Genomic DNA, 21,193 nt, shown 5'->3' on the forward strand with positions numbered 1-21,193 from the left:
TTCACTTCTTTTTCACAAAAATAATTGATTGCATCGAATCATTCAATTTTGAGCCGTCGGCGCGCAAAAATGTTTGCCCTTGGTACTCTGGCAACAAGGGCCCTTGGTACCTAACCTCTAGCCCCAAAGCATCAAGCTGCGCCTGGGTCGGCATGTTCGTAAGGTACTTATTTGCCGCTGTCCCGTTAATCACAATCTCGCCTCCCGGCTGGGTAATGCGTGTGGCCTCGGGCAGGTAGTCCATCATGGAAAAAGTGCCGCCCGCACCTTTTGGAATATACGGATTGCTCGCAACTACCGTAGCCTGACTATTGCTCGGGATGTTTGGCATGCTCCTGGCATCCACTGCAACAGCAGTGGCATCGGTTGGCCCCACACCTACAGCACCAGGAACCTTCGGCCCGCTGGCATCCGTGAATAGCTCAACCGTGCCACCCTGTTTTATGCCATTTACCGCCGAAGCCGATTCACCTGTTCCTGCCGTATTTGCGCCGGTAGATTGTGGAGAACCACTGCCCCCGATGTTGAAGATTAACCCAAGCCCGTGAACAACATTCGCCGGCAACGAAATTATCTCCGCCACGACATTCGTGATCGGGTTGACGAGTGGCTTTGTCGTCGTCTTCTCAGACTGGTCCGGCGTGCCAGTTAGCTTTGGCTCGCTCTTGTCAGCCGGCTTCCCCGGTGTCTTGAAAGGGGTCTGTGCCTGGCCCGGCGTCCACATTGGCGGCATCGGCGCTGGCGCAGCGAGTTGATTGTTCTCCACCTCAAACGTCGCCGCGTTCGTCGCCGTGGTGGCGTTCACACCGCTCGCGCCCGCCACACCCGCCACTAGGCTCTGCACTAGGTTCTCGCGCGCCTGCTTCTCCTGCGCCGACATCTCGTCGGTCGGCGCCAGCAGGCTGCCAAGTACGGAACTAGCCGCCGCGCCCATCGCTCCGGCGCCGCATGCCTGACTGGCCGCCGCCGCACCAGCGCAACCAACAATGGCATGCAGCGCCGCCCGGGCGCTTTCGGCTTCCGGTGTGCCCTTGCCCAGGGAATCGGCCATGGCCTTGACCTGACCAGCCGCCAGCCCCTGGATGTACCCCACCGCCGCACCCTGCGCGAACTGCGCCGCCGATCCGGTCACATTGCCGCCAGCGGCAGCCGTCAGCGCCGTCATGACCTGGCGATATGTCCCGCCCTGACCCCACTTGGCCGCATCATCTGCGCGCCGCTGTGCCTCCGCCCGCTGTTCAGGCGTCGCACTCGGATCCTTGGCTACCGCCTCGGCCGCCTTCTTGGCTGCATCCGCCTCATTCGCCCGGTTGTTCAGGAATACCCCCGCCTCCCGCTGCAACGCCCCCACAATCTCGAACCCTGCCCGGATCTCCTTCTCATTGAAGATCGGCTTGAGTGCATTGGCCGTGTTGTCCGTCTCGCGGTTCAGGCTGGCGATGGTTTCCGCCGCATCCTTGCCGGTCAGCGCCTTCTGCTTCTCTTCATTGCGGATCGTGATGTTGCCCGCGCTAACGCCGCTGGCGGTGGTACTGCTGGCGCTGCCCGAGGCAGACATCGCGATCGGGGGCGCAAAGGAGGCGCCCTGCCCGTTGCCGCCGCTGGTTGGCAGGTTGGTGCCAGGCACCGCCTCGCCCGTGGCGGCCTGGCCGCCCTGGGTCAGGCCTACGCCGCCACCACCGCCCGAGCCGCCGCCCAGCGGCATCATCGGCTTGCCCTGGGCGTATCCGCCACCAAGGCTGACGCTGCTGGCGCTGTATTCCGCGTGGTTCCGGATGTCGCTGCCAGTCAGGGTGTCGGTGGACAGGCTGTTCTTGTCCGCCGTGCCGCCGGCGATGACCGCGCCCTTGAGGTCGGTGTTGCCCTTGACGTCGATCTGGTAGCCGCCTGCGCCGGCACGGATCCCGGATTGCTCCGTCACGCTGGCGTAGTCGCTGTCGATCTTCTGCTGGCCAACGTTGGCGCTGGCGGCAAAGCCGGCGCCAACCGTCAGGCTGCCGCCGATGGACCGGTCCTTGCTCTTGTAGCGGCTGGTGTCCTGCAGGCTTTCGATATTGAGGTTGCCACCAATGTCGGCAATGACCTGCTTGCCGGTGGCGGTGGCGCCACGCAAGCTGGTGTCGCCGCCGGAGTCGATCACCAGCGTGTTGCCGGCGTTGACGTGGCTGTTGGTCCAGGTCACGTCGTTGCCGTCGGCGTTGCCACGCGCGGCGGACGCGCTGGCGGTGAGGCCGATGCTCGCGCCCTGCGCGCCAAGGTTCAGGCCGATGCCGATGCCGCCCGAGCCGCTGCTATTGCTGCCGTGCTGCTCGGCGGTGCTGGCCGCGGCCTGCAGGTTGACCTGGTTGTCGGCTTTCAGCAGTGCATTGTTGCCGGCCTGGATATTGCTGCCGACCACGTTGATGTTGCTGTCCGTGCCGCCGCCTTCGGCGCGGATGCGCACGTCGCCACCGGCGCGCACGGTGCTGCCTGCCGCCGTGGTGCTGCTTTGCGTTTGCTGGCTGTCGCTCTTGGAGCCGCCTAAGCTGACACTGATGTTGAGGCCACCCATGGCCTTGGGGTCGGCCTTGACGGCATCGGCCGCGTTCGATACAGCCAGCCCCGCTGCCGCGCCCGCCAGCGCCTTGAGGCGCGGGTCGTCGGTCTGGCTTTGTGCGCGCGCCATCTGGCCCGCCGTCTGGGCCGCCGCCAGTACCGGGTTGGTGACGGTGACGGTCAGGCCGCTTTGCCGGAAGTGGCTTTCCTGCGACGAGCTGGCGGTGTCGGTGGCGGCATTGATATCCACGCGCTTGGCGCGGACGCCGACATCGCCCTGCAGGGCGCTGACCGTGCTGCCGGTCTGCGTGTAGGCCTGGCCCGCGCTCAGGCTGGCGTTGCCGTTCAGGCTGCCGACCATCGAGCCGACGTTGGTGGCCGTGCTGACCTGTTGCGCTTGATTGAGCTGCTGCTTGCCGATCGTGACGGAGAGGCCACCGCCGGAGAACATGCCGGATTTGCGTTTCTCTTCCGCGCTGCTGCTCGTGGTGGTGTCCTGCCCCACGCCAATCGTCAGGTTGCGGTCCGCGCGCAGCGCCAGGTCATCGCTGGCGACAATGTTGGAGCCGGATACCGTCAGGTCGCGCCCGGCCCTGCCGCCGACGGCGTCGGCCGACACGGTGCTGCCCACCGCGTAGGTCTGCCCGGCGCTGCGCTTGCTGGTGCTCTGCTCGCTGGAGAGGAAGCCGGAGCGCTTGTGTTCTTGCCAGTTTTCCTGGGTATGCGTCTGCGTGACCGTGCCGACGGTGATGTCGCCAGCGGCTACCAGCGACGCGGTGCCGCCGCCGTTGCCGTTGGCGCCGGTGGCGACGGTCGAGCCCAGTATCGCCAGGTTGCCGCCGCTGCCGCCCGCACCGGTGGCGGGCGCTTCCGCCTTGATGCCGTTGGCCTGCAATACGGCGCCCGCCAAGGGTGCCTGTCCGGCCGCGAGGGTGACGTTGTTGCCGGCTTGCACGGTGCTGCCCCGGACCGTTTCGTCGGTCGAGGCTTGCGTGTAGGCCGCGCCCTTGCCACCCAGCGAACCTTCGCTGTGGGTGTGAGTGTCTTTCGCTGCGGTGACGGTGAGATCGCGGCCAGCGACGAGGGAGGCATTGCCGCCGGCCTGGATGCCGGCGTTGGCCAGCGTGGCATCGCGGCCAGCCACGGCGACGACGTTCCCGCCAGCCTGGACCAGGCTGCCCGCGACGGTGCTGGCCTGGTCGTGGGAATAGCTCTGCCCGCCGCGCGAGACGGCATCCTGCGTGGTGCCCAGCGTGACGGCGCCAACGGTAAGGTCGCGCCCGGCGCCGATCAGTGCGCCCTTGCCGGCCTCGAGGACAGCGCCACTGAGCGTGACGTCGCGGCCGGCGAGCACCACGGCGTTGCCCGTCGCCGAGATGGCCGCCACGGAGCCGACGCCCGTGGCCCCCGCACGATAGCCATTGGGCCCGATCGTGCGGACTTCGCTGATCGTCTGCGTTTCACTGACCACATCGCGCCCGGCCTGCACCAGCACGTCCTGGCCGCCGATGCGGCCGCCCAGGTTGCGCACGTCCTGCAGCGCCTGGACCACGGTGGTGCCGCTGGTGTCGCCGATGGTGCCGCGGTTGACGATGTCGTTGCCGAGCACCTGCGTGGCGACGTCGCCAACGATGCGGCCGCTGTTGTTCACATTGCCGCTGGCATTGAGCGCCACGCTGTTGCCCGTGACCAGCGCGCCGGTGCGGTTCAGGTCCACGGCGCTGGACTGCGCCAGGTAGAGCTTGGGCACCAGCACGGACTGGTGCGTGCCGTCGGGCAGCGTTACGTCCTGCGCCACCAGCCAGACCATGTCGGTGGTGAGCTGGCGCATCTGGTCGTCGGACAGGCCGATGCCGGGGGACAGGCCGAAGGATCTGGCCCAGGTTACGCCGCTGTTCATCAGCGCCTGGTATTCCTGCAACTGGTCGGAATAGCCCGCCAGGAAGGTGCGGCCGGTCAGCGCCGTGACCTGGTCGCGGACAAGCTTTTCTTCATGGAAGCCGTCGCCCAGGCGCTTTTGCACCTTCTGCGGGTCCAGGCCGAGCGCGCCCAGCATGTAGTCGCTGGAGAGGAAGGTCTTGTACTGGGTGAAGCGTGAATCGGTCTCGATCAGGTAAGGCGTGGCGGGAGCCGGACGCAGCGTGAAGAGGCCGTTGACCGGCAGCGTCAGGTTGGGAATGCCGCCCGCGGCGGTGCCCAGGGTCTGCGGGCGGCTGGTAGCGCCGGTGGCTGCCGCGACGGCGCCCGCGCCAAGGGTTGGCGCGGCGCCGGCCGTGCCCGCGACACTGCCGGGCAGCGTGCCGGAGGCGCCGCCGCCCGCCACGCCGCTGCCGGTGACGGTCTGGCCGACGCGGTTGACCGAGCCGACGGTGATGTCCTGCGCGGTGGTTTGCACCGACTGGTTGGCGGTGGCAAGGGCTGGCAGCGCCGCCACCGTGGTGGGGTTCTGTGGCGTGGTGGGATACGGGACTTCCTGCGTATCGCTGTTGCTACCGTTCTTCCGGTGCCAATAGAAGGTGGATGTGTCGGTGGTGCTGACCGTCTGCTGCAGCACCGTGCCGATGTCCTGTACCTCGCTGGCAACCGCGCGCCGGATCAGGCTGCCGCCGGCAGCCATGATGGAGGACTGGTTGAGGATGGTGCCGCCGTCGCTGTTGACGCGGATGGTGCCCTGGGCCTGGATCCTGGCTGCGGGGGTCGCGCTGACCAGCCGGTCGGTCGCGGTGGTGGCGACGGTCGTGCGCGATATCTCGCTGTAGTCGTGATAGTCCGGCCCGAGGTCGTAGCGCACGCGCACCTGGTCCGGGCGGATGTGCCTGGCCGGATCCCAGTCGGGCCAGAAGGTGATCTTGTAGGTCGTCCCCGTGTCCTGGATGTCCTGGTAGTACTGCGTGCTGCTGGTGGTGATGGGCCGGGTCAGGATCGGCGGCGGAGTGAAGCAGTCATTGTCATTCGCGCAGCCGGGCTGTTGCGGGTTGAAATACGCCTCAACCGGCGCCTGCGTGAACGACAGCGTCTTGGTGTTGGGGTCGAAGCTGGCGACCGTGGTCTTGGGTACCTCGACCGTGATCGGGCTGCGCAGGGCATTGATCAGGCTGGCGCTGACAGGCGCGCTCGCCCCCGCCCAGTTCCAGCTCGGGAAGGTGATGCTCTTGTGGTTCCGCTGCTCGGTGCCCGTGAACCCCGCGAACCACGTGGTTAGTGTCCGGGCCGCGGTCTGCTGCGGCGTGCCCGCCTCCGTCACGATGCTGGTACGCGTGTTGTTGACCGCCCGCGCGGCGATATCGATATCGCCATCCGCTTCGATCGCAGCCGAGCGGTTGTTGAGTACGTTGATCTGGTTGGCCAGCATGCCGGTACCCGGGTCGCGCGTGCCGTCGCGGGCGATCTGCAGGTTGCCGGCGCTGTAGATCAGCGCGCCGTCCAGGTTGGAGACGGCATTGGATGCATGGATCCTGAGGTCCCGCGCGGCGGCGATGACGGCGGCCGGGCCGGTGTTGCTGATGTCGCTTGCCTGTACCTGTACCGTGTTGCCGATCACCGCGCCGGTGTTGGCCAGGGTGCCGCTCAGGGTGTTGACGGCATGGCCTTCGATGCGCCCGGCGTTGTTGATGGCGTTGTCGGCCCGCACGGTGGTGGACTGCGCGTTGATGCCGGCGCCAGCGGCGTTGTTCACGTTCGCGCCTTGCACGGCCAGGCTGCCGCGCGCCGCCAGCGTGCCGGTGTTGGTCAGCGTCCCGCCGGCGTTGATCTGCATGTCGCCGTCGGCACTGAGCTTGTTGGCCGCATCGTTGAGATAGTCGCCCGCCACGCTGAGCGTCAGGTTGCGCCCCGCCGTCATCTCGCCGCTGCCGCTGACGGTGCCGCCAGCGCTGGATACGCCGATGTCCTGGTTGGCGCGTACCGCGCCGCCCTGGTTCGTCATCGACGCGACCTTCATCTGGACGTCGGCGCCGCCAAGCACGGTGCCGCTGTCATTGGCGAGCGTGGCGCCGGCCTGGTCCAGGCTCAGGCCCTTGCCGCCGTAGATCCTGCCGCCGCGATTGTCCACGCTGCGGGTGATGCCCAGCGTCAGCGCGCCGGCCGCGGCGATTTGCGCGCCACCAGTGTTGTCGAGATCGCTGGCGGCGAGACTGACGTCGCCATTGCCCCCGAGCGTGCCGCCGGTGTTGTCCAGCGAACCGGTTGCGGTGACGGTGGTGGCACCATCGCCCGCGTTGGCAATCCGCCCGCCGCGGTTGTCGATGCCGGACGCGGATACGGTGGCCTTGCCGTGCGCCCCGTTGGCGGTGAGCGTGCCGCCGGCGTTGCTCAGCGTGCCATCGGCAGCGAGGAGCAGGTCGCCGCCGGTCTGCGCCGTGCCGTTGGTGTTATCCACCTGGCCCTGGCTGGTGAGCGACAGGCCAGACTGGCCGTAGAGCGTGCCCTGGCGGTTGATCAGGACTGCGCCGGTGGCGACCCTGGCGGCGCCTTGCGCGGACAGGTTGCCCCGGGTGTTGTCCAGCGAGGCGGCCTGCACGGCGAGCGTGCCATTGCTCAGGATGGCGCCGGCGGTATTGCCCAGCGCGCCSCGGCTYGTCAGSGCCAGCGCGCCGCCGCCGGCGTGCGCGATGCGCCCGCCGTCATTGGCCAGCGACTGCGCGTCCACCGTCAGGTTCTTCCCGTTGGTGGCCAGCGTGCCCGAGGTGTTGTCGAAGGCACCGCCGGCGTTGATGACGGTGTCGGCCTTGCCGAACTGGTTGATGGCGCCGCCACGGTTGGACAAGCCGCCCGTTGTGCGGATGCCGACCTGGCCGCCTTCGACAAGGCCCATGCCGTTGTCCAGCGACGCCACCGACAGATCGACCACGCCACCCGACAGCGTGCCCTGGCGATTGCTTGCCACGCCGGCCACCGTGGCGGTGAGCGCGGTGCCCGCCGTGACGCGGCCCTGGTCGTTGTCGAGCGATTGCGCATCCAGGCTGGCATCGCCCTTGGCGGTGATCTGGCCGTGGTTGGCCAGTGCGCCGGCCACCAGTTGCACCTTGCCGTTGCCGCCGATCAGGCCCGCATTGGCATTGACCAACGCCTGCCGCGCCCGCACGCGGGTCAGTCCGTCGCCCACGTTGACGACGCGCCCGCCCGTGTTGTCCACGCTCCGGGCGGCAAGCGACAGTGCGCCGTGCGTGCCGGCGGCTTCGATCCGCCCACCCGTGTTGGTCACTGCACCGGCGGCCTGCACGTCCAGCGCGCCGTTGGTCTGGAGGATGCCGGCGGCATTGCCCAGCGCGCCGTGGCTTGTCAGCGCCAGCGTGCCGTTGCCCGCATGCGCGACGCGGCCACTGTCGTTGGACAGCGATTGCGCGTCCAGCGTCAGGTTCTTCCCGCTGGTGGCCAGCGTGCCCGAGGTATTGTCGAAGGCGCCACCGGCATTGATGACCGTGTCGCCCTCGCCGAACTGGCTGATCGCGCCGCCACGGTTGGCCAGGTCGCCCGCCGTGCGGATGCCGACCCGGCCGCCCTCGATATGGCCCGCGCCGTTGTCGAGCGAGCCTGCCGTGACGTCAAGCGTGCCCGCCGACATGGTGCCCTGGCGGTTGCTCGCTGCGCCGGCGACGGTAGCCGTCAGCGCATCGCCCGCCGTGATGCTGCCGCGGTCGTTGTCCAGCGACCGGGCATCCAGGCCGGCATTGGCCTGCGCGTTGATCTCGCCCTGATTCGCCAGTGTCCCGGCCTTCAGCCGCACGCTGCCGTTGCCGCCGATCACGCCGCCCTTGGCACCGTTCGCCGTCGTGCCCGCCGTATTGGTCAGCGCGCCCGTGGCGGCGACGGACAGGCCATCGGCATTGAGCGAGACCAGCCGGCCCGCGCCGTTGTCCAGCGAGGACGCCTTGACGCCCAGCGCGCCGCCCGCCTGTATCTCGCCCAGTGCATTGTTGATGGCGCCGGCCGAGTAGACCGTCGTTGCGCCTTGCGCCAGCATCTGTCCGCCCTGGTTGGACACGCTGCCGGCCGTGATGGCTGTCGCGCCCTGGCTGTACAACTGCCCCCGGTCATTGCTCAGCGCGCCGCGGGCCGTGGCGCCGAGCGCGCCGCCGGCGCTGGCGGCGGCGCCGTTCAGGTTGATATCGCCTGCGGTGGCGGACAGGTTCAGGTTGCCCAGCGCCGTGGTCTGGCTGCCGGCAAGTTGCAGCGCCGTGCCGTTCAGGCTGGCATTGCCGCCCGCCACATGCTTGCCGCTGGACGACAGGGTGCCGTCAGCGATGACGGTCAGGTCGGCCCGCTGGCCGACCGAGCCGTCGGCATTGACGCCCGCGCCGAGCCTGCCGCTGGAAGCGACGCTGCCCGCGTTGACGCGCAGGGCTTGCTGCGCCGCCAGCGTCCCACTGTTGCTGAGCGCGCCCGCCGTATCGAGCGAAACCGCCTGCGCGCCATAGGTGGTGCCGATGTTGTCCACGCCGCCGCGTGCGGCGATGGCCAGGTTGCCGCTGGCGCTGGTCTTGCCGGCCAGTTCCAGCCGGCCCTGCGCGCTCAGCGTGAGATCGCCAGCCTGCGCGGCCAGCACGCCGCGGTTGCTCACGCCCACGCCGGCTTCGGTGCCCACCAGCAGGATCTTGCTGGCGTACATGCCACCCAGCTGGCTGACGTCGATGCCCACCCCCGCCGCGGGCCCGGCGCCGGCAATCGGCGTAGCCGCCAGCGTGGCGCGGTCCACCTGGCCGGCGCCGGCGATGACGTTGAGGTTGTTGGCGTAGAGCGCAGCGTTGGCGGTAACGGTGCGGGCGATCAGGTCCACCTGGTCGACATTGGCCGCGTTCAGGCCGGCACCCTGCACCGAGATCTGCCCGCCGGTGACGCGGAAGGCGTCGAGGCTGCCGGTGCCGCCGAATACCGGCACGCCGGTGGTCAGCGTGGCGCGGCTGGTGTTGATGAAGCCGCCACCGTCGACCAGGATGCCGTTGGGATTGGCTACCACCACTTCGGCCCGGCCCCCGGCCACTTCCAGGTAGCCGCGCAGTTGGCTGGGCAGCGCGCTGGTGACCTGGTTGACGATGATGCGCGCGTTCTGGCCCGGCAGCAGGTTGGGATTGCCGTTGACAAAGCCGGCTTGCCGGGTCGAAACGATGGTGGGTGAGTTGTTGAGGATTGCGCCGCCCCTGCCTACGTCGAACTGCGTGTAGGCGTTGGTGGACACGCCAGCGCCCGAGGGCCGCGTGATGTTGACTTGCGGCAGGCCGTTGCTGGTCTGGATCACGTCAGGGCGGTTGGCGCCGGCATCGGGGTTCGCCACGATCCGGGCGCTGGCGGGGGCAGCCAGCGCCAGCAGGGTCAGCAGTGCGAACGGCACGGATGGCAGCGCAGCCGCAAGCGATGCGATGCGCGCCGGGCCCTGCCGCGCACGCCGGATTGACCGCGCGCCGCCTTGATGGCCCTTGCCTGTGCTGGTTGCCGATTCTTCGACGGCGACCAGCATGCCGCGACGCCTGTTGAAAACCAGGCGGAAACTACCCTTATTCATGCTTGATTCGGTCCTGGATTGGCGGCGCCATGGCGAACGGCACCTTAATGGACTTGATGGAATGACGAATGGGAAATGTCATTCCTTGCGAAGGCATTTACATTGTTTTTTGTTTCCGGCGAAATGGTCAATCAGACAATTGACTCTTAATTCATTCGAAAGCGGACAAAAAAGTCTGCTGCCGGCAGTAAAGCTGCGACGACAAGCGGGCTGGCGGGCGATGACCCGCCGTTAGCTGGCTTTAACCTACTGAAGTGGGATTGAAGCGTGGAGGCCAGTCGTGCTATAAGCGTTGCACGCCTGGCCTAATATAGGACTAGTCCTATATTAATAATCCGAATTGAATGATTCACGGGCATTTAATAGGACAAGTACTAATTAAGACTTATTCGTCCAAACGGCAGAGATTCTGGCGTTTCGAGCGCAGCAGCCACCTCACGAAACGTGGGGGATAGGAATCAATCCACCAAGATACCGGCCGAGGCCAGGCGCGATCCGGTCGCACGCGATGGATACGCCTTGAGCGCGGTGATGGCGCAGATGCGGTTCATCCGCAGGTCCGAAGCGGCTCCGGCGCAGCTGGTGAAACAGCATGGGGAGTGCAGGTTGCGTGCGCGCAGATATTTGCACCAGGGTGGTGCTTACTCAAATCTCGTTGCCCGTCAATGCCTTGCGCGAAAAAAATGTGCCATTCTATGGCTGCTTATCTTGGGTGGATTGCCTTACTTACCCCTCCGAGCGCAGGGGTAAAGTCTCGCCGCTTTCTGCCGTTATTCTTCCTCGGGTAACGTCCCGTCGCCCCCGCCGGGCCGCCCGCACATCTGAACATAGCGCCGCTGGAATCGAGACGCAGCCCTCCTCGATTCCCATTTTGTTGAAGGATCCCGTGAGCCCCGAACCCGCCAATGCCAAGCGCCAGACCGCTAGCACGCAAGCGCCAGACGGTTTCCCGCCCGATGCCCGCCACCGGCTCACCCTTCCCATACAGATCAGTGCCGTGCTGCTCGATCTTGCCTGGCTGAAGTGCGTTGTCAGGCTGCGCACGCGCGACGGCTACAGGATTGCCACCACATTGCTGAAGGTTGACCCCGTAGGCTGTACCTTCATCTTCGACGGATGCCGCACAGAAGCGGAGCGGGATTTGCTGCTGACATCGGACGAGATTGCCGTCTCCGCGGTGCTGCGCGATGTCAAGATCCGCTTCGTCATCAAAAGACCCTACCCCATCAGGTATCAGGGCGGCATGGCCTGCGCCGCGGCCTTCCCGGCCCAGCTCTACCATTTTGAACGCCGCCGCCACCCCCGCGCACGCCCGGACGCCGCCATGGGCTATCGTTGCGAGCTGCGCACGCCCGATGACGAGGTTCTGAAGCTGGACATTGCCGACCTTTCGCTCTCCGGTGTCGGCCTTCGCACCAGTATCGCCAATACCGACCCATTTCCGGCAGGCACGATCTTGCCGAAATGCAGGCTGGACTTTCGCAACCAGGGCGAACTGGAGTTCGACCTGCAGGTGGTCGGGCATGGTCTGGTGTGGAGCGACCAGCGCGCCATGCATCACATTGGCTGCACCTTTGTCTCCCTCGGCCCCGGCCAGCAGACCTTCATCCAGCGCCTGGTCTACCACATCGAGCTCGCGGGACGCGAATGACCGGGAAGCGGATGCCGGGGAGATATGTACCGGATGACTGCTGCCGACGCTGAAGGACGGCAGTCCATTCAGCCCATTCAGTCCGTGACCGCCAGTTCGTAACGGGCAACGGACCCTGCGCCTTTCTGCACGCAGCTGTGCAGCCCAAAGCCGAAACGCTCGTAGAGCGTTCGCAGCGCCAGCCTGTCAGCGACACAATCCAGCCGGAGATGCCGGCGCCCGAGACTACGTGCGCGTTCTCRGGCGAAGGCTAGCAGCGCGGTGGAGACACCCTGCCTGGCCCACGAGCGGCGAACCGCCAGCTTGTGCACGAAGGCGGATGTACCGGGCTCGACCTCCGGCCAATAGAACGGGTCTTCCAGTTCGAACCGCATGACGCCGATGATGTCATCGCCGTCGCGCGCCGCATAGAAGTTCCCTGCCGCGGTATCACAAAGCACACGCTCGATGCTCACGTCGGAAGGCATCCATAGTGGCCGGCCTGTGTTGGCAAGCCACTGCGCCGCCTCTTGCAAGACTGAAGCAACCGCCTGCACGTCGTCTGATCGGGCTTGTTCGATACGCATCGGCGATGACACTGTTGAATTGGGCTACGAAACCTGGGCCACGAAACGACAGCTTGCTGCGTCCGCCTTACGGGCCGCCGGGATACTACACTGCCGCAGTCCGGCCTGGCCGATCACCCCCGGCGTACCGCGGTCACTTTGCCGTCCTTGACGTCCAGCGTGCGGCGCTGGGGGTTGTAGTCCATGGTGCCGGGCAGATGCTGGCCTTCGCGTTCGCCAAATCGCCAGGCACAGCCCTTGAGCAGTGCGACGGCATCGGCCTCGCTCTTGCCGATCAGCGCGTCATCGGCAAGCTTGTCGGCCTGGCAGCCCTCCGGCGTGCCACGGCTGCCTTGCGGGCCTGGGTTGGGCACGGCGCTCACGGGTGGCTGGGCGGCGCATCCTGCCAATAGCGTTGCGAATACGATCGAACCTGCCGCGATATGCCGCTTCAGCGGGCTTTGCCCTTTGGGCTTTTGTTTCATGATATTGGGGATAGAGAAGTGCAATAAATTCAGCCCGGCCGACAAGGTGCCGGATAGGCGTTCGCTGGACGTGCCGGGCCAGTGCCAATGGCCATTGGCGTATGCCGCCGCGCAATGTCCGGTGGAGAACGTATCATGGATTGATGCCGTCCGGTATTGCAACCTCCTGCCAAAGACTTCCAGCCTTCCAGACCATGGGGAAAACTCGCCGATATAGCCTGGTATGGAGAAAACACCGGATGCAACACGCAAGAGGCCGGTCGGAAGCGGCCCAATGACCGGGGACGTTACGACACGCTGGGCAACGTCTGGAAGTGGTGCGCCGATCAATACGATCCGGAGGTCGATGGTTCGTATCGTGTGTTTCGCGGCGGCGGGTGATTCGGCTCACCTCTGGCTTCATCTGCATCAACCTATCGCCATACCGCGCAAGTTCCCTTCCTGACATAGCGGACAGGGGCGGAGCGCACCCCTCGCGCATGCCCCGCCGGGTCCCGTGCCGGCGATGCTTGCCTGCCAGCGCCCGCGACACCCCCACGTGAGACGAAACGTCAGTTTTTGTGAGACGCAGCGTCAAGTGCCGAAACGATAACTCTGCAAAAATTGGCGCCGGTTCGAGGTACGCGCCAGCCCTCTAGAGAAAGAGCGCGGCCCCGGGCCTGACTGGCAAGCGACCTTCGATGGCGGGCACGACACCCTTGCCACCAGCAGGCCGCGCACGACCAGGCCATTCCAAAAAAGGCCCTCGATAGCAACCAGGCAGCGCGGCTTGCGTCCGGCGCAATTCCATGCGCCGGCCCGGTCGCGTCTTCGGCGTTCGTCCATAGCGCCGCATGGCGGCGGGCAGCGTCCGCGCAATCGCATCGCCGCGGCTGGCCGACACCATGCAGTTCCTGCGGTATTCGCCCGGCACCAGTCATGGCGTAGTGAAAACTCAATTTTTAGAGCGGGTAATCTCATGCTGAAAAGAAGAACGAAACTGATATCGCTGACGCTTCTGGCGGCCGCCGCGCTCGCGGCGTGCGGGGGCGACAACCCGGAGACCCCGGCTGCGAGCGCCCAGACGCCCGGCGCGCCCACGCCCGCGCCCACGCCCGCGCCCGCGCCCACACCCGTGCCCCTGGCGTCGAGCTGTACCRAAACCGGTGTCGATGCGAAGTTTGCCTGTCAGACCGGGGTCACGGAGCCGCTGTACATCTACCAATGGGCGCTCAGGCAGGCCACCAGCTACTTCAAGTCATTCCCGGATACGGCGGATGGCGTCACCGACCTCAATGTGGAAGAAGCGCATGCCGCGGGCATCAAGGGCCAGGGCGTCAATGTCCTGGTTCTCGACGATGGCGTCGATATCAACAATGAGGACCTGGTCGCCAATGTGAACAAGTCGATGACTTACAACTTTGACGACGGCACCAGCAACCCCACGCCCGCCAATATCCCGATGAACATCGCGGACGCGCATGGCACCCATGTCGCCGGCATCATCAGCGCGGCGCAGAACGGCAAGGGCGTGATTGGCATCGCGCCCCGCGCCACCCTGGGCGGCGCGCGCTTCATCGGCACCGCGGGTGCCGACATCCTGCAGGCCTACGGCGGCGCCGACTGGTCCCGGAATGCCCATATCATCAATGCCTCATATGGCGGGAATCCAGAGGTGCCGGACGAGTACGACACCGCAGCCGGGACCAGTGCCGTCATCCGGGCCTTCCCGAACCTGAGAAGCGGCAAGGGCCTGGTCATGGTGAAGGCATCGGGCAATGAGTACCACGCCATCCGGGGCGACACACCCAGGTCTTGCCCCGATATCGACGGGATAAGCGGCGTCCTCAGTTGCGAAAATCCCGCGAACGACACGGAAGCGCTTGAGCCTGGCGTCATCCTGGTAGGCGCGGCCAACGCCAAGGGCATCAAATCGAGTTACTCCAACGCCGGAGCGGTCAACTGGATCACCGGGCTCGGTGGTGAATATGGGGAGAAGGGGCAGTACGGAGAAGGCGGCTCCGGGCCGACGATCTACTCGACCGACCTGACCAGTTGCGCGAAAGGATATAGCCGCAACTACCTGGAACTAGCCAATGCATTCACCATTGGCGGCACCGCGACCAACAAGAAAGATAACCCGAACTGCGACTATTCCAGCATGAATGGCACTTCGGCCGCCACCCCGACCATCTCGGGGGTGGTTTCGCTGATGCTGGCGGCAAATCCGAACCTGACGTGGCGAGACGTCCGCGAGATTCTTCGCGTGACCGCCAGGAGAATCGATCCGAATTATGGCTCGCGCGACAACCGGAATTTCCGGCTTGACCTGAAGCAGGGGACATTTACCGCCAGTGATGATGCCAGCCTCGTCGATGGCAGCCAGACTGCGCGGCTGGATCTGGGCTGGCAAAAGAATGCCGCGGGCAACTACTACTCGAACTGGTACGGCTTCGGCCTGGCGGATGCCGCGGCCGCCGTCAGGCTGGCGAAGGCATACAGCGCCTACAAGCCGGCAACCCTGGAAATTGGCGGCTTCACCAAGGCGTTCGCGGATAGCGCGCAGCTCAAGTACGGTTCGGTCCAGAAGCTGGGGCAGTTCACGGTCGGCGGCAATGACAAGGTGGATGCCCTGCAGCTGAGACTGAGCGGCTCCATCTGCGTCGGCAGCGTTGGCATCTTTGTCAAATCCCCCTCGGGGACCATTTCCGCACTCGCCGTTCCCTACAACAGCTACTACAGCACAGGCGTGCCGGAAGTGAAAAGCTACGGGCTGGGCAGCTATGCATTCCATGGCGAGAACGCCGCCGGAAATTGGGAGGTGTATGCAGTCAGCGCGATGCCAGCCCCCGCCGCGCCCGGCGCATGCAGCAGCTTTCTGCCGGAAGCCGATGGTGCCAGCGTCAAGCTCAGCAAGCCCCTGGCTGTTGAGTACCGTGTGATTGCCGCGAAATAACGGGGCGAGGAGAATGATGATGAAAAAGAACTTGTCCCTCAGGGTCTTGCTGTGCGGCGCCGCGGCGCTCGCCGCCACGCTGTGCCACGCGGGCGCGTCGGCCTATGTGGCCGGGCAGCAGCTTTCACCCGCGGAATTGAAGAGCCTTGCGGGCACGACGGCCGTTCGTCTTGGCAGCCAGTCGTTCCAGACGCTGCCGGCTTCGGCCACGGCAAAGAGCGCGGGCGCCATGGGGAGCCCGGTGACGCTGGTCGTGAACGACCGGGGCGTTGTCGGCGAGAGCCACAACGAGGTGATTGTTTCGCAAGTATCAACCCAGGAAGTCCAGCAGAAAGTCGGCAAGCTAAGCCGCTCAGCCACCGGCATCCAGTACTTCGATCACATGAATATCAGCAAACTGACGTTCGCTTCCTTCCAGGATGCGGCGGCTGCCAGGGAGCAGCTCAAGACGCTGCTTCCGCCGGCGGCGGGGGTCGATGTGCCGATCCGGTATGGCAAGCCCAAGGTGCGCTGAGCGGTTTTCACGGCCGGAGTCACGCTGCTTTGCCTCGTTTGAAAACCACGGCTGCCTGGGGTCCCCGAAGAAGCGCCGGGGCGCTCCAGGCGCCGAAACGCCAGCCGGGAACTTGCGCCGGGCAGGCGCGATGCACCGGCGCCCCGTGGCGCGCTCCCGATGATGGAAATGCAACGACCATACCGAAGCCTGTGCGGCTTCCTCCTGGCAGTCCTGGCGGCAGGATGTACATCCTACAAGTACGTCCCCCCAAAATCCGATGCGGGCCGTCAATGCGTGACGACCTGCGAAACCAACAAGYAGATCTGCATCACCGGCAAGGAACAGGTCGCAGCCGTCAAGGAGCAGGCCTGCGAAACACGGCGCGCCAACACCCTTGCCACCTGCCTTGCCGCCTCCGCGAATGACAAGGGCAAGGAGCAATGCACCAAGCGGCAGGCTTACTGCTCCAGCTACGCATCGACCTACAGCTGCGACAGCGCTTACCAGGCGTGCTACATACAGTGCGGCGGGCAGGTCATCGAAGTCGAGGACTGAGCCCTTGCCGCCAGGCGGCATCCGGGCCAGGCATCGGACGGCCCCCGATACCGTCAGGCGCCGCTGCCGGTGGCAGTGAATTCGCCCCGCAGGCTCTCCAGCCATTTGTTGATGGTGGTCGCTTCGCTTGCGTCGGCCGGCGCCGCTGGCCAGCTGTTGCGCGGATGCTCCGCGAGCGCGCGCACCTCCCGCGGACTCAGGCTGAAGCGGCGGCGGAAGGCACGGCTGAAGGTGCTCTCATTCGAATAGGCGTAACGATATGCCAGCTCGGCGATGCTGAGCCCGCTGCCCTTGGATCGGGCAAGTTCATCGAAACAGCGATCCAGCCTCCGGCCCTGGATGTAGGCGTTCACGCCGCCGTCGGCGTCGAACAGGCGGTAGAGGCTGGCTCGCGACAGGCGGAAAGCGCCGGCGACCTGTTCCGGCGAGAGCGCTTCCGCGGTCAGGTGTTCTTCGATATAGCGCTGCACCAGCTTGCGCATGCTGCGGCGTGCCGCCTTTTGCACGTCGGGCTCGCTATCGCGAAGCCTGGCGCCACTGCCCTCCAGCATGATCAGCGCCGCGGTGACCGATGCCGCCCTCTCCTCGCCTGTCAGCGCGTCGCCAGCCAGCAGGAGTTGCGACAGGTGCGACGCCAGCAGCCGCGCCGATCCCTGGCCGGCGTCCAGCACCGTACCGTGCAGGTTCCAGCTCCGCAGCGACGCGGGAAGGCGATCGCGCGGCACGGTAAGGGTGATATTGGCAAACGGCGGTGTCCAGCTATCCAGCGTCCGCCCCAGGTCGAGCACGCTGATCGAACCCACGCCAGCATTGAGCGCCCGGTTGCCATACTCGCCCTGAACGCCGCCCGCGGCATAGAGCTGAATCAGGATGTGGTCGATATTGCTGCGCCGGATCTCGACGATGCCGCGCTTGAAGCGATGCTCCACGGAGCCGGCGCAGCGCGCGATCAGGCTGTCGCCCAGATGCAACGCCATCAACTCACCCGAGAAGGCGCCCTGCGCGGCGCCAATCCTGACGTCGAAGAGCGGCGCCAGCGCCGCGCGCCAGAGTTCGCAGGCTTCCGGAAGTACGCGCCCGTCGAGGCGGACGTGCACTTCCGGCGGCGCTGCCTCCACACTGGCTTCGAATTCTTCCGCAATCTGTGCTGATGCTGGCCCTGACACGTGATTCCCTGGAGGCGTTACGGTAAAAGGCTTCGGCGCCCCGCCGCCCCGGTGCGACGCCATGCCGTGCTTTGCGCGTTGGTCCGCGGCAGCGCACATGATATCGAATGGACGGGGTCATGCGTTAGCGCGCCGGCTTGCCCCAAAGAAAAACGCCCCACCGAAACCGCGTGAGGCGTTGCCTGACTGTGCGATGTGCCTGTACTACACCGGCACATCCTTCATCGGGTCCGGCTTCCGGTTATCGAACCAGCGGTACAGCGTAGGCACCATCACCAGCGTCAGCAGGGTCGACGTGATCAGCCCGCCGATCACGACCACCGCCAGCGGACGCTGCACTTCGGAGCCCGGGCCAGTGGAGAACAGGAAGGGCACCAGACCCAGCATGGCGATGGTGGCCGTCATCATCACCGGCCGGAATCGCTGGGTCGCGCCCTGGATCACCGCCTGGTCCAGCGACAGTCCGGAATCGCGCAGCGTGCGGATATACGACACCAGCACCACCCCGTTGAGCACCGCCATGCCCCACAGCGCGATAAAGCCCACCGAGGCCGGCACCGACAGGTACTCGCCGGTGATGAACAGGCCGATGATGCCGCCGATGGAAGCAAACGGCAGCACGGTGATGATCAGCGTGGCAAAGCGCACGGAGTTGAACAGCAGGAACAGCAGGAAGAAGATCGCGGCGATGGTCACCGGCACGATGATCTTCAGGTGGCCCATGGCGCGTTCCATGTTCTGGAACTGCCCGCCCCACTCCAGGTAGTAGCCTTCCGGCAACTTGACCTTGCTGTCCGCCGCCTGCTGCAGCTCGGCGACGAAGCCGCCGAGGTCGCGGTCCTTCACGTTGATCATCACCACCACGCGGCGCTTGGCCATTTCGCGGCTGATCTGCGCGGGGCCGTCGGTGACTTCGATCTTCGCCACGCTTTGCAGCGGCACCTGGGCGCCGTTGGGCGTGGCCACCAGCAGTTGGCGGATGGCCTGCACGTTGTCGCGGAACTCTTCCGGCAGGCGCACCGCCGCGGCAAAGCGGCGCTCGCCTTCGAAGATGTCCGTGGCGCGCTTGCCGCCGATGGCGATCTCGATGATGTCGTGGATGTCCGAGGCATTGAGCCCGTAGCGCGCAATGGCCTGGCGGTCGATCTCGATCGACAGGTACTGCTGCCCGGAGATGCGCTCGATGCGGATATCCTGCGAGCCCTGGATGCCGCCCGCCACGCGGGCGATCTCGCCAGCCAGCTCGCGCAGCTTGTCGAGGTCATCGCCGAACACCTTCACCGCCACGTCCGAACGCACGCCGCTGACCATCTCGTCGACGCGGTCGGAAATCGGCTGCGCCATCACGATCTGCACGCCGGGGATGGCCTTGAGCTTCTCGCGGATGGCGTTGGCGATATCGTCCTGGGTCCAGCCGTCGGGCCACTCGTCGCGGTCCTTCAGGCTGGCGATGGGCGTGGATTCGTTCTGGCCCTGCGGGTCGGCCGGGCTTTCGCCACGGCCCACGCCGGACACCACCGACTTCACGCCCGGCACCGACAGCACCAGCTTGTTGGCCTCCATCTCCAGCTTGACCGACTCCTCCAGCGAGATATTGGGCACGCGGTCCAATGCGGGCACGATCGAGCCTTCCTTCATCTCGGGGATAAAGGACGTGCCCAGCAGCGGCACGATGGCGACGGTGGCCATGAATGCCATCACCGCGCCAATCACGGTCTTGCGGCTATTGTTCAGCGCCCAGTGCAGCATGCGCAGGTAGTGGCGCTTCATGAAGGCAATCAGCCAGGTATCGTGCTCCGCACCGCCCTTGAGCAGGTAGGACGACAACACCGGCGAGAGCGTCAGCGACAGGAACAGCGAAATCGCCAGCGCAATCGAGATGGTGAACGCCAGCGGCGCGAACATCTTGCCTTCCATGCCGGTCAGCGTCATCAGCGGCAGGAACACCAGGATGATGATGCCCACGCCGACGATCACCGGCGTGGCCACTTCCTGCACCGCCTTGACCAGGATCTCGGTCTTGGTCATGCCGCTCTTGTCACGATGGCCGAGCCGCTCGAACGCGTTCTCCACCACCACCACCGAGCCGTCCACCATCAAGCCGATGGCGATGGCCAGCCCCCCCAGCGACATCAGGTTAGCCGACAAGCCCACCTGGTTCATCACCATGAAGGTCATCAGCGGCGTCAGCACCAGCGTGGCCAGCACGATGACGGACGAGCGCACATCCCCCAGGAACAGGAACAGCACGATCACCACCAGCACCACGCCTTCGAGCAGCACCTTGGTGACTGTCCACAGCGCCGAATCCACCAGCTCGCTGCGGTCGTAGTACGGCACGATCTGCAGCTTGCCCGGCAGCATGCCGCGCTCGTTGATCTCGGCCACGCGGGCCTTGACGCGGCTGACCACTTCCTTGGCGTTGCCGCCGCGCATCATCATGACGATGCCGCCGACCGATTCGGTCTCGCCGTTCTTGACCAGCGCGCCCTGCCGCACCTCGTGGCCGATGGTCACGTTGGCCACGTCGCGCACATAGACCGGCGTGCCCGAGATCTCCTTGAGCACGATGCTGCCGATATCGTCCACGCCGCGGGCCAGGCCCACGCCGCGGATCAGGTATTGCTCGGCATAGTGCGGCAGCACGCCGCCGCCGGAGTTGGCGTTATTGCGCGCGAGCGACTGGTAGACCTGCTGCAGCGTGACCTGATAGTGGCGCATGCGGTCCGGGTTGACCAGCACCTGGTACTGCTTGACGAAGCCGCCCTGCGAGTTGATTTCCGCCACGCCGGGAATCGAGCGCAGCAGCGGGCGCACCACCCAGTCCTGCGCGATGCGGCGCTCGGACAACTCCTCGGGCGTCAACGCGCGGTTGCCGTCGTCGGTGCGGTCCAGCGTGTACTGGTAGACCTCGCCCAGGCCGGTGGAGACCGGACCGAGCACCGGCGTCACGCCCTCGGGCATGCGGCCGGCCACTTCGATCAGGCGCTCCATCACCAGCTGGCGGGCGAAGTAGACATCCGTCGCATCGGTGAAGACCAGCGTGATCAGCGACAGGCCCGCCTTGTTGAGCGAGCGCATCTCTTCCAGGCCGGGCAGCCCGGTCATCGCCATTTCCACCGGCACGGTGACAAAGCGCTCGACCTCCTCCGGCGAACGGCCGGTGGCTTCGGTGGCGATCTGCACCTGTACGTTGGTGACATCGGGGAAGGCATCCACCGACAGTTTGGTCGCCGCGCGCAGGCCGAAGAAGAACAGCACAACGGCCAGCACGCAGACCACCAGCCGCTGCTTGATAGCGGCTTCCACAAGGGCTTTCATCATGAT

The 21,193-nt window shown here is 65.9% G+C and carries 10 protein-coding genes; 5 read left to right on the plus strand and 5 right to left on the minus strand.

Annotated features, from left to right (window positions below; translation table 11 throughout):
- Position 1: 1 nt before the first annotated feature.
- Entirely contained in the window at positions 2–10,033 is a 10,032-nt protein-coding gene (locus AC1DN0_RS21290) for a hemagglutinin repeat-containing protein (RefSeq protein WP_477111133.1), read from the minus strand.
- Positions 10,034–10,643: 610 nt separating this feature from the next.
- Between AC1DN0_RS21290 and AC1DN0_RS21295 the strand changes: the two genes are divergently transcribed.
- Positions 10,644–11,684 carry a flagellar brake protein gene (locus tag AC1DN0_RS21295; protein WP_441625851.1) on the plus strand — a complete coding sequence of 347 codons (1,041 nt, stop codon included), beginning with the start codon at positions 10,644–10,646 and terminating at the stop codon, positions 11,682–11,684.
- Between the two features lie 77 nt (positions 11,685–11,761).
- Here the strand turns inward: AC1DN0_RS21295 and AC1DN0_RS21300 are convergent, their stop codons facing one another.
- On the minus strand, positions 11,762–12,250 hold the full coding sequence (locus tag AC1DN0_RS21300; protein WP_477145976.1) for a GNAT family N-acetyltransferase: 489 nt from the start codon (positions 12,248–12,250) through the stop codon (positions 11,762–11,764).
- 113 nt (positions 12,251–12,363) lie between these two features.
- The gene (locus AC1DN0_RS21305) at positions 12,364–12,714 is read right to left on the minus strand and encodes a hypothetical protein (protein ID WP_441625855.1); all 351 of its coding nucleotides are present in this window, start codon (positions 12,712–12,714) and stop codon (positions 12,364–12,366) included.
- Between the two features lie 156 nt (positions 12,715–12,870).
- Between AC1DN0_RS21305 and AC1DN0_RS21310 the strand changes: the two genes are divergently transcribed.
- The 4 genes from AC1DN0_RS21310 (at position 12,871) to AC1DN0_RS21325 (ending at position 16,700) form a co-directional block, all read left to right on the plus strand.
- Positions 12,871–13,095, plus strand: coding sequence for an SUMF1/EgtB/PvdO family nonheme iron enzyme (locus tag AC1DN0_RS21310; protein ID WP_441625857.1), 225 nt, complete (start codon positions 12,871–12,873; stop codon positions 13,093–13,095).
- Between the two features lie 577 nt (positions 13,096–13,672).
- The gene (locus tag AC1DN0_RS21315) at positions 13,673–15,649 is read left to right on the plus strand and encodes a S8 family peptidase (protein ID WP_477145977.1); all 1,977 of its coding nucleotides are present in this window, start codon (positions 13,673–13,675) and stop codon (positions 15,647–15,649) included.
- 19 nt (positions 15,650–15,668) lie between these two features.
- Entirely contained in the window at positions 15,669–16,163 is a 495-nt protein-coding gene (locus AC1DN0_RS21320) for a hypothetical protein (protein WP_441625861.1), read from the plus strand.
- A gap of 276 nt (positions 16,164–16,439) precedes the next feature.
- On the plus strand, positions 16,440–16,700 hold the full coding sequence (locus AC1DN0_RS21325; RefSeq protein ID WP_477145978.1) for a hypothetical protein: 261 nt from the start codon (positions 16,440–16,442) through the stop codon (positions 16,698–16,700).
- Between the two features lie 53 nt (positions 16,701–16,753).
- On the opposite strand, the gene AC1DN0_RS21330 is transcribed toward AC1DN0_RS21325, so the two are convergent.
- The gene (locus AC1DN0_RS21330) at positions 16,754–17,866 is read right to left on the minus strand and encodes a helix-turn-helix domain-containing protein (protein WP_441625865.1); all 1,113 of its coding nucleotides are present in this window, start codon (positions 17,864–17,866) and stop codon (positions 16,754–16,756) included.
- A 204-nt stretch (positions 17,867–18,070) separates the two neighbouring features.
- On the minus strand, positions 18,071–21,190 hold the full coding sequence (locus AC1DN0_RS21335) for an efflux RND transporter permease subunit (protein ID WP_477104528.1): 3,120 nt from the start codon (positions 21,188–21,190) through the stop codon (positions 18,071–18,073).
- Positions 21,191–21,193: the final 3 nt, after the last annotated feature.

The sequence above is a fragment of the Cupriavidus sp. 05N39 genome (assembly GCF_056397325.1).